Below are 9,679 nucleotides of genomic sequence, written 5' to 3' on the forward strand. Positions count from 1 at the left end.
GGAGGTGGTGGGTGGAGGAACTCGAGCTGGGCGCGGTACTCGGCGCACTGGCCGATCCGCTGCGGCGCCGCGTGATCACGCTGCTCGCACTGGATCCGGCAGACGGGGATCGCAGCTGCTCGTCGTTCGACCTGCCGGTGACGAAGGCGACCCGGACCCACCACTTCCGGGTGTTGCGCGAGGCGGGGCTGGTCCGGCAGGTGAATTACGGCAATCGCAGCACCGTCGTCTTGCGTCGCGCCGAGCTCGACGCACGGTTTCCTGGGCTGCTGGATCTGCTCGTCGCCGAAGGTATGGACGCGCGGGGGTGAACCCGTCGGTGGCGCGGGGCGCGGGTGTGTCACTGTGGACAGGTGATTCCGAAGTTGTGGGCGGTCAGCGATGTGCATGTGGGGCATCAGGGGAACAAGCCCGTCGTGGAGCAGATTCAGGCGGCCTCGCCGGAGGACTGGCTGATCGTCGCCGGTGATGTGGGGGAGAAGGCCGAAGAGGTGCGGTGGGCGCTGGAGTTGTTGCGCAGCCGCTTCGCCAAGGTGATCTGGGTGCCGGGTAATCACGAGCTGTGGACCACACCGAAGGATCCGGTGCAGATGCACGGGGCCGCGCGCTACGACTATCTGGTGGCGATGTGCCGTGACCTCGATGTCGTCACCCCGGAGGATCCGTTCCCGGTGTGGACGGGTTCGGGTGCGGAGAAGTACGGCGGCCGGGTCACCCTCGCCCCGATGTTCTTGCTCTACGACTACTCGTGGCGTCCGGCGGGCACGAAAACCAAGGCGGAGGGTCTGGCGCTGGCCCGCGAACGCAATGTCGTCGCGACCGACGAGTTCCTGCTCACCCCCGACCCGTACCTCACCCGCGACGCCTGGTGCCACGCCCGCGTCCAGTACACCCAGCGCCGCCTCGACGCCCTGCCCCCGGAAACCCCGCTGGTGATGATCAACCACTTCCCGTTGGTCCGCCAGCCCACGGAAATCCTGTTCTACCCGGAGTTCTCGCTCTGGTGCGGCACCGACCTGACCGCCGACTGGCACACCAGCTACAACGTGGTCTGCTCGGTCTACGGCCACCTCCACATCCCCCGCACCACCTACTACGACGGCGTCCGTTTCGAAGAGGTCTCCCTCGGCTACCCCCGAGAATGGAAACGCCGAGGCATGCCCGACCCCCTCCTGCGCCAGATCCTCCCCGAACCCACCTACGCCGCAGGCGACCTCAACGCCTGGGGCGGCCACTTCGAGGTCACCCCGGAGATGGAAGCCGCAGCCGAGGAAATGCGCGCAAAGGCTGAACGCCGCCGAGGCGTATGACCTGCGCATTTGCACGAAGTCTCTACGCCTGATTTGGTATGGACATCGGTATCTCACCGGGCACGAGCTAACTTGGCTGCCCGCGAACCGTCAGACGCCAACGCTGCATTGATCAGCATTTGAGTCTGGCCGAAATTCGCGGAGAGGCGGGCGAGCACATCGGTAACTCACCGGGCACGAGCAAACCCGCCCACCCCGGTCCCGCCAGACGCCAACGCTGCTCAAATCGGCAGCTGAGTCTGGCCTGAATACGCGGAGAGGCGGACGAGCACGTGCTGGAGAGGATTTTGCCGCGGAGTGTGGCTTCGGCGGAGCTGTTGGTGTTTCCCGAGGATTTGACGGCGCACCCCGCCGAAGAACACCTCATCGCCAAGTCCGTCGAGAAGCGTCGCCGCGATTTCATCGGCGCCCGGCACTGTGCTCGCCTGGCCCTCGAGGAACTCGGTGAGCAGCCGGTCGCGATCGACAAGGGTGAGCGCGGTATGCCCCTGTTCCCGCGCGGCATCGTCGGCAGCCTCACCCATTGCGACGGTTACCGTGCTGCCGCGCTGGCGCATTCGCTGCGGTTCCGTTCCGTCGGTATCGACGCCGAACCGCACGGCCCGCTGCCCGACGGCGTGCTCGATTCGGTGAGCCTGCCCGAAGAGCGCGAGTGGCTGTCCGCCACGCCGGGCGAGGGTCTGCACCTGGATCGTCTGCTGTTCTGCGCCAAGGAGGCCACCTACAAGGCCTGGTTCCCGCTGACCATGCGCTGGCTCGGTTTCGAGGACGCCCACATCACGTTCGAGATCGATTCCCGCACATCGGATTCGGGCTCCGGAACCTTCCACACGAAACTGCTCGTTCCGGGCCTGACGAACGACGGCGGTGCCGCGCTGACGGAGTTCGACGGCAGCTGGTTGATCGCCGACGGGCTGATCCTGACCGCGATCGCGCACGGCTGATGGCGGCGCGAGTGTCGCGGGTCGGCGAGCTCGGCGGTCTGGTGATCGTCGACAAGGACAGTGGGCTCACCAGCCACGATGTGGTGGCGCGCAGCCGAAAGATCTTGCAGACCAAGAAGGTCGGGCACGCGGGCACCCTCGACCCGATGGCCACCGGTGTGCTGGTGCTCGGGGTGGAGCGGGCCACGAAACTGCTCGGCCAGCTGCTGCTCACCACCAAGGCCTACACGGCGACGATCCGGCTCGGACAGGCGACGAACACCGACGACGCCGAGGGGGAGATTACCGCGACGACGTCCGCGCTGCACGTCACCGACGAGCAGATCGCGGCCGGTGTCGCCGCGCTGACCGGCGATATCGAGCAGGTGCCCGCCACAGTGAGTGCCATCAAGGTCGACGGTGAACGTGCCTACGCCCGCGCGCGCGCCGGTGAAGAGGTGCAGTTGGCCGCCCGTCCGGTTACGGTGTCGTGCTTCGATATTCTGGCTCGACGCGATGTCGATGAGTTCGTGGACCTCGACGTTGCGGTCGAATGCACTTCCGGCACTTACATTCGCGCCCTGGCCCGTGATCTCGGTGCCGCGCTCGGCGTAGGCGGCCACCTGACTGCGTTGCGCCGCACCAGAGTCGGCCCCTTCACCCTCGAACACGCCCGCACCCTCGAACAACTCGCCGCTGCTGCCGAAGCGGACGAGCCACTGCTCAGTCTCGACGTCGACACCGCCGTCAAAACCGCGTTCCCCCTACGCGACATCGACGAATCCCAGGCCACCGACCTGCGCACGGGCCGTTGGCTCGACCCCGTCGGCATCAAGGGCGTCTACGCCGCCATCGACCCACGCGGCCGCGCCATCGCTCTGCTCCAGGAGAGCGGAAAACGCGCGGGCTCGGTCATCGTGGTGCGTCCGCGCGGAATCGGCGACTGACCTCCTGGTCGACTTGTTGTGCGCCGCACCGGCTTCGGGGAATCCGTAGAGTGGCGGAACCGGCCGGATAATGGTCGCGGGAGAGGGATTTGTGAGATGAGTGCAGAGTCGGTCGATACGTTCACGCTGTGGGATCGGGACGGGGACGGGCGGATTTCGGTGACCGAGCTGGAAGCGCTGATTCGGCATGTGGGTGCGGGCCGTATCGACGAGCCGGCCGCTGATCTGCTCGCGGCCGCTGACCAGGACGGCGACGGGTTCCTTTCGCCGGCCGAATTCCGTGTGCTGCTGGACTTTCTGTCGCGCTGACACCGGCGTAATCGTGCAATTCGACGTCGAATAATCAGAAAACTGATCGGCGGGCGGCGAAGTGCGTGATTATGCCGGATCTTGCTCGGGCATGGCGGATGTCAGGGGTGGTGGACAGGGGTTAACGACCTGATCACCACCGGCGATAGCGAAATCACATAGGTATCGCGTCGACAGGGGTAGAGCATGACCGCGATCGGGAAGACCTGGATCGGCGTCGTCGCCGGTATAGCACTGCTGGTGACGGCCTGTGGCGGCGGTGAACCGCAAGCGCCGAGTGCAGCGCGCCCCACGGTTCCGCTCACTACACCCGTGCCGCCCACCACCGCGGTTGCGGCCGACGCACCCGGTGCACCCGCTCCCACCGTCGGCGGGTCCACACCCACCGTGGGTGCACCACCGAATCCCGGTGTGCCAACCGCCCCGCCGACGACCGTGCAACCGCCCGCACCGGCGACCGGCACCATCGTGCTGCGGACCGTGACCCTGTCCGGCATCCCCGTTCCCGGTGTGCCGGTGCGCCTTTCGCTGCGACAGCCCTGCGACCCCAGCAGCCACGACATCCCGCTCGCGGAGACCACCGAAGCGCTGCGTCTCGACGGTGTCACCGACGACCAGGGCAGCGCGGTGTTCACCGCCCCGACCGGGTGCTACCACTTCGGCATGACCGCTCCAGCGGGGACGAACCCGGTCCCTGAGGGCATGCACTCGCTGTTCTTGGTCACCCCGGGCAGCACAGTCACCGGGAAACTGCGGTTCAACGACGCCCAACCCGCGTCGGCCTGCGCCGAATCCACCATCGAAACCGACCTCGGCGTCGACCCGGCGCCCGCCGCGACGGTGTCGGACTGCGATGAGCAGTGGGCTGTCGTGCGTTGGGACAGCCCCGGCGACAACCAGCGCATCATCCGACGCGTCTCGGGCGCTTGGACCACCTACGTCCTCTTTCCGCACGTGACTTGCTGGACGACCGCCTTCACCGACGGGGTGCCACTACAGCTGCGCTCCTACTTCCACAACTGCTAGGTCGTCAGCCAAATGGCTTCGGCGGCGAGGGTTCCCAGTTCGGTGGGAGTATCGGCAGAGGCGATGCGGACGGCGATGGTGCCGGCGAAATCGCGGCGTTCCTCGACGGCGATGGAGGTGTCGAGGGCGATGCCGACGGAGTCGAAGTAGCGCAGCATCGCGGGGTCGGCGTCGGAGATGCGGGCTACCCGGCCGGACTCGCCTGCGGCGAAGTCGCTGAGTTGGCGGGCGGGTGGGGTGGGGACGGCGCCGTCGACGGAGGGGATGGGGTCGCCGTGGGGGTCGCGGTCGGGGTGGCCGAGTTTCGCGTCGATGCGGGTCATGAGCAGGTCCGAGACGGCGTGTTCGAGGACTTCGGCTTCGTCGTGGACCTCGTCCCAGCCGTAGCCGAGTTCGTTCACCAGGAAGGTCTCGATCAGGCGGTGGCGGCGCACCATCGCGACTGCGGCGAGGCGGCCGTGTTCGGTGAGGGTGATCGCGCCGTAGCGGGCGTGCTCGACCAGGCCCTGATCGGTGAGTTTGCGGACGGCTTCCGACACCGTCGAGGCCGACACGCCGATCCGCTCGGCGAGCAGCTTGGTCGACACTTTTTCCTGCGACCACTCCTGGGCGGTCCAGATGACCTTCAGATAATCCTGTGCCACCGCCGACAGTTCGGGGGCGATCGCGGGGCTGAATTCTGCCTGCTCGGCGGGCTGCGTCAGCGCGCTACGGGTCGCGACATCTCGTTTAGCTGGCACATCACCAATGTTAGGCATCCCTGGACCGAATGACACATCGGCGAACCGGCACGGCGCGCGCTGGTGATCCGGTCACACCGGAATTCTGTTCGCGCACCGCTTTGCGTAGGCTTCGCTCTGTGCAGAGATGGCGAAGTCTCGACGACGTGCCCGCGGACTGGGGGCGTTGCGTTCTCACGATCGGCGTGTTCGACGGGGTACATCGGGGGCACGCGCAGCTGATCAGCCGCGCGGTGGCCGCGGCGGAAAAGCGTGGTGTCCCCTCGGTTCTGATGACCTTCGATCCGCATCCGATGGAAGTGGTGCGACCCGGTTCGCATCCGGCACAGCTGACCACGCTGACCCGCCGCGCGGAGCTGGCGCAAGAGCTCGGGATCGACGTGTTCTGCGTGATGCCGTTCACCCAGGAGTTCATGAAGCTCACGCCGGGCGAGTACGTGCACGATCTACTGGTCGAACGACTGCATGTCACCGAGGTCGTGGTCGGGGACAATTTCACCTTCGGCAAGAAGGCCGCGGGCACCGTCGACACGATGCGGGAGCTGGGCGAGCGGTTCGGCTTCGAGGTCGACGGGGTGACCCTGCTCGGCGAACACGCCGTCACTTTCTCCTCCACTTATATCCGCGCCTGTGTCGATGCCGGCGATATGGCCGCGGCGGCCGAGGCCCTCGGGCGCCCGCACCGGGTCGAGGGTGTCGTCGTACACGGCGACGGTCGCGGGCGCGGGCTCGGCTTCCCGACCGCCAATGTCGCGCCGCCGATGCATGCCGCGATTCCGGCTGACGGGGTGTACGCGGGCTGGTTCACCGTGCTCGGGTCCGGTCCAGCGATCGGTTCGACCGAACCGGGCGAGCGGGCGATGGCGGCGATCTCGGTCGGTACCAACCCCACGTTCTCGGGTCGCTCGCGCACGGTCGAGGCGTTCGTGCTCGACGGTGAGGCCGACCTTTACGGCCAGCATGTCGGCGTCGATTTCGTCGAACAGTTGCGCGGGATGCGCAAGTTCGAGTCCATCGACGAGCTGGTCGAGGCCATGGGCCGCGATGTCGAGGCCGCGCGCAAGGTCCTCACGGCCGCCGACTCCTGACCCGGCTTTTACTCCGTGCGTAGCGCGGAGTAAAGTGGCTCCTCGGGTTTGCTGCGGTCCGCGGTGGCGCCCATCCCGGGTAACCGGACCTTCGAGCGCGGAACTGAAAAATAGGAGTCCAGCCATGGCGCTGACCACTGAGCAGAAGTCGGCGATTCTCGCCGAGTACGGCCTGCACCCCACCGACACCGGCTCCCCGGAGGCGCAGATCGCGCTGCTGTCGAAGCGGATCTCGGACCTGACCGAGCACCTCAAGACGCACAAGCACGATCACCACACCCGCCACGGCCTGCTGGCCCTGATCGGTCGTCGTCGTCGCCTGTCGAAGTACCTGCAGGCCAACGACATCAACCGCTACCGGTCGCTCATCGAGCGTCTCGGCCTGCGTCGATAGTTTTTGCGGCTGGCGCCGCGGGTTTTCGGCCTTGTAACCCCGAATCCGAGGGGCGATACTGCGCCTTCGGCGTTACGTCTCGCCCCTCGGATCCGGGGCGGCCGAAAACGTCGTGGTCGAGTTCGCGTGACACGCCATCCTTCGGGAGGCGGTCGTCGAGTAGCCAATGGGAAGAAGTACACTTCTTCTCGTTGGCTATTCGTGTATTCGGGGACCATCGGGTTCCCGGCTGCATTACAACATGTGACAGCCGTGTGCATCCGTCCGCGTGGCGTCGGTCTTCGGTAGTGGCCTTTCGGCAGGCGTTAGTTCAAACCGCCGTCGGGCTTCGATCGATGACCGCCACCGCGTCGCCGCTTCCAAGGGGAAAAGGCCGGGTGCTGCGCGTGGCAGCCAGGAGGGTTTCCACGTGTCCGTGTCCGGTACGGCTGACGAAAAGCCGGTTCGCGCCCACATGGTGCTGCGCTCCGGCGAGACGAGAGGTCGAGAGAAGAAAATATGACGCAGACAACTGAACGTCCTTCGACTGCGGTCGAGGTCGAGCCCGGTGTTTTCGAGTCGGTCGCACTGATCGACAACGGTAGCTTCGGCACCCGCACCATCCGCTTCGAAACCGGCCGTCTGGCCAAGCAGGCCGCGGGCTCCGTCGCCGCCTACCTGGACGACGAGACCATGCTGCTGTCGGCGACCACCGCCGGTAAGTACCCCAAGGATCAGTTCGACTTCTTCCCGCTGACGGTCGACGTCGAAGAGCGCATGTACGCCGCGGGTCGCATCCCCGGCTCGTTCTTCCGTCGCGAGGGTCGCCCCTCCACCGACGCGATCCTGACCTGCCGCCTGATCGACCGGCCGCTGCGCCCGACCTTCATCGACGGTCTGCGCAACGAGATCCAGGTCGTTGTCACCGTGCTGAGCCTGAACCCGGCCGACCTGTACGACGTGGTGGCCATCAACGCGGCCTCGGCGTCGACTCAGCTCTCGGGCATCCCGTTCTCCGGCCCGATCGGTGGCGTTCGCGTCGCCCTCATCGGTGAGCAGTGGGTCGCGTTCCCGACTGTGGAGGAGCTCGAAGGCGCCGTGTTCGACATGGTCGTCGCGGGTCGCGTCACCGAGACCGGCGATGTCGCCATCATGATGGTCGAGGCCGAAGCCACCGACAAGGTCATCGCGCTGATCGAAGACGGTGCGCAGGCGCCGACCGAGGCCGTGGTGGCCCAGGGTCTGGAAGCCGCGAAGCCGTTCATCGCGCGTCTGGTCCGTGCGCAGGCCGACCTGGCGGCGCTGGCTGCCAAGCCGACGCAGGAATTCCCGCTGTTCCCGCCGTACGGCCCCGACGTGTTCGAGGCTGTCGAGGGCACCTCGAAGGTCGAGCTGAACCAGGCGCTGAGCATCGCCGACAAGCAGGCCCGCGAAGCCAAGATCGACGAGATCAAGGCCGAGGTGCTCTCCCGTCTGGGTGAGGACTTCACCGGTCGCGAGAAGGAACTGGGTGCCGCGTTCCGCTCGGTCACCAAGAAGCTGGTTCGCCAGCGCATCCTCACCGACGGTTTCCGCATCGACGGCCGTGGCCTGGCCGACATCCGCGAGCTGTCCGCCGAGGTCGACGTGATCCCGCGCGCCCACGGTTCGGCGATCTTCGAGCGTGGCGAGACTCAGATCATGGGCGTCACCACCCTCGACATGGTGAAGATGGCACAGCAGGTCGACTCGCTGGGCCCGGAGACCTCCAAGCGCTACATGCACCACTACAACTTCCCGCCGTTCTCCACCGGCGAGACCGGTCGCGTCGGTTCGCCGAAGCGTCGCGAGATCGGCCACGGCGCGCTCGCCGAGCGTGCGCTGATGCCGGTACTGCCCTCGCAGGAGGAGTTCCCGTACGCCATCCGTCAGGTCTCCGAGGCGCTGTCCTCGAACGGCTCGACCTCGATGGGCTCGGTCTGCGCCTCGACGCTGTCGCTGCTCAACGCCGGTGTGCCGCTGAAGGCACCGGTCGCGGGTATCGCTATGGGCCTGGTTTCCGACACCATCACCAACGACAAGGGTGTCGAAGAGGTCCGCTACGTCGCGCTCACCGACATCCTCGGCGCCGAGGATGCCTTCGGCGACATGGACTTCAAGGTTGCCGGTACCCGTGACTTCGTCACCGCCCTGCAGCTCGACACCAAGCTCGACGGTATCCCCTCGCAGGTCCTCGCAGGTGCGCTGAACCAGGCGCACGACGCCCGCACCACCATCTTGGACGTGATGGCCGAGGCCATCACCGACCCCGACGAGATGAGCCCCTACGCCCCGCGCGTGACGGCCATCAAGATCCCGGTCGACAAGATCGGCGAGGTCATCGGGCCCAAGGGCAAGATGATCAACCAGATCACCGAGGAAACCGGCGCCAACATCTCGATCGAAGATGACGGCACTGTTTTCGTCGGTGCGACCGATGGGCCGTCCGCCCAGGCCGCGATCGACATGATCAACGCCATCGCCAACCCGCAGCTGCCCAAGGTCGGCGAGCGTTTCCTGGGCACGGTCGTCAAGACCACCGCCTTCGGCGCGTTCGTGTCGCTCCTGCCGGGCCGTGACGGGCTGGTGCACATCTCCAAGCTGGGCAACGGCAAGCGCGTGGCCAAGGTCGAAGACGTGGTCAACGTCGGCGACAAGCTGCGCGTGGAGATCGCCGATATCGACAACCGCGGCAAGATCTCGCTCGTCCCGGTCGAGGACGAGGCCGCCGCTGCCGCCGAGCCTGCTGCCGTCGAGGAGACCGTCGTCGCTGAGTAAGCGTCGCTGTTCCACCTGACTGCCGAAACCCCCGCCCGTGCGAACGGCGGGGGTTTTGTCGTCCCTGATGCGGTCGTGACCCGGGTCACGTTGATGCAACGTTGATGCAACCTTGTTTCACATAGTGTGGGCGGGCACAGCGATTACTGGCCGGTATCGATATTTTG

10 protein-coding genes are annotated in these 9,679 nt (G+C 66.5%); 9 read left to right on the forward strand and 1 reads right to left on the reverse strand.

Annotated features, from left to right (window positions below; translation table 11 throughout):
- The first annotated feature begins 11 nt into the window (after positions 1-11).
- From ACFWUP_RS07555 to ACFWUP_RS07580, 6 genes are all read left to right on the forward strand, one after another.
- The gene (locus ACFWUP_RS07555; RefSeq protein WP_379231822.1) at positions 12-311 is read left to right on the forward strand and encodes an ArsR/SmtB family transcription factor; all 300 of its coding nucleotides are present in this window, start codon (positions 12-14) and stop codon (positions 309-311) included.
- A gap of 42 nt (positions 312-353) precedes the next feature.
- Positions 354-1,310, forward strand: coding sequence for a metallophosphoesterase family protein (locus ACFWUP_RS07560; protein WP_379231823.1), 957 nt, complete (start codon positions 354-356; stop codon positions 1,308-1,310).
- 272 nt (positions 1,311-1,582) lie between these two features.
- Positions 1,583-2,254, forward strand: coding sequence for a 4'-phosphopantetheinyl transferase Npt (npt, locus tag ACFWUP_RS07565; protein WP_379231825.1), 672 nt, complete (start codon positions 1,583-1,585; stop codon positions 2,252-2,254).
- Positions 2,254-3,180, forward strand: coding sequence for a tRNA pseudouridine(55) synthase TruB (gene truB, locus ACFWUP_RS07570; protein ID WP_379231827.1), 927 nt, complete (start codon positions 2,254-2,256; stop codon positions 3,178-3,180). Before npt ends, truB begins: the two co-directional genes overlap by 1 nt.
- Positions 3,181-3,276: 96 nt before the next feature.
- Positions 3,277-3,489 carry an EF-hand domain-containing protein gene (locus tag ACFWUP_RS07575; RefSeq protein ID WP_379231829.1) on the forward strand — a complete coding sequence of 71 codons (213 nt, stop codon included), beginning with the start codon at positions 3,277-3,279 and terminating at the stop codon, positions 3,487-3,489.
- A gap of 186 nt (positions 3,490-3,675) precedes the next feature.
- The gene (locus ACFWUP_RS07580; protein WP_379231831.1) at positions 3,676-4,515 is read left to right on the forward strand and encodes a hypothetical protein; all 840 of its coding nucleotides are present in this window, start codon (positions 3,676-3,678) and stop codon (positions 4,513-4,515) included.
- Here ACFWUP_RS07580 and ACFWUP_RS07585 read toward each other — a convergent pair.
- Positions 4,512-5,273 carry a metal-dependent transcriptional regulator gene (locus ACFWUP_RS07585; protein WP_379231833.1) on the reverse strand — a complete coding sequence of 254 codons (762 nt, stop codon included), beginning with the start codon at positions 5,271-5,273 and terminating at the stop codon, positions 4,512-4,514. The two genes, ACFWUP_RS07580 and ACFWUP_RS07585, sit on opposite strands and share 4 nt — an antisense overlap.
- A 101-nt stretch (positions 5,274-5,374) precedes the next feature.
- Between ACFWUP_RS07585 and ACFWUP_RS07590 the strand changes: the two genes are divergently transcribed.
- The 3 genes from ACFWUP_RS07590 (at position 5,375) to ACFWUP_RS07600 (ending at position 9,512) form a co-directional block, all read left to right on the forward strand.
- A complete protein-coding gene (locus ACFWUP_RS07590) occupies positions 5,375-6,343 on the forward strand; it encodes a bifunctional riboflavin kinase/FAD synthetase (protein WP_379231835.1) in 969 nt (322 codons plus the stop codon).
- A gap of 124 nt (positions 6,344-6,467) precedes the next feature.
- Positions 6,468-6,737: a 30S ribosomal protein S15 gene (gene rpsO, locus ACFWUP_RS07595; RefSeq protein ID WP_379231837.1), complete on the forward strand. Its 270-nt coding sequence runs from the start codon at positions 6,468-6,470 to the stop codon at positions 6,735-6,737.
- A gap of 498 nt (positions 6,738-7,235) precedes the next feature.
- On the forward strand, positions 7,236-9,512 hold the full coding sequence (locus ACFWUP_RS07600; RefSeq protein ID WP_379231839.1) for a polyribonucleotide nucleotidyltransferase: 2,277 nt from the start codon (positions 7,236-7,238) through the stop codon (positions 9,510-9,512).
- Positions 9,513-9,679 lie beyond the last annotated feature (167 nt).

The organism is Nocardia sp. NPDC058658 (assembly GCF_042716665.1).
GTDB lineage: Bacteria > Actinomycetota > Actinomycetes > Mycobacteriales > Mycobacteriaceae > Nocardia.

Excerpts from the sequence above, each read along its gene's own strand:
- truB (WP_379231827.1), top strand. The coding sequence starts at position 2,254 with ATGGCGGCGCGAGTGTCGCGGGTCGGCGAGCTCGGCGGTCTGGTGATC.
- ACFWUP_RS07580 (WP_379231831.1), top strand. The coding sequence starts at position 3,676 with ATGACCGCGATCGGGAAGACCTGGATCGGCGTCGTCGCCGGTATAGCA.
- ACFWUP_RS07585 (WP_379231833.1), bottom strand. The coding sequence starts at position 5,273 with ATGCCTAACATTGGTGATGTGCCAGCTAAACGAGATGTCGCGACCCGT.
- ACFWUP_RS07575 (WP_379231829.1), top strand. The coding sequence starts at position 3,277 with ATGAGTGCAGAGTCGGTCGATACGTTCACGCTGTGGGATCGGGACGGG.
- rpsO (WP_379231837.1), top strand. The coding sequence starts at position 6,468 with ATGGCGCTGACCACTGAGCAGAAGTCGGCGATTCTCGCCGAGTACGGC.
- ACFWUP_RS07600 (WP_379231839.1), top strand. The coding sequence starts at position 7,236 with ATGACGCAGACAACTGAACGTCCTTCGACTGCGGTCGAGGTCGAGCCC.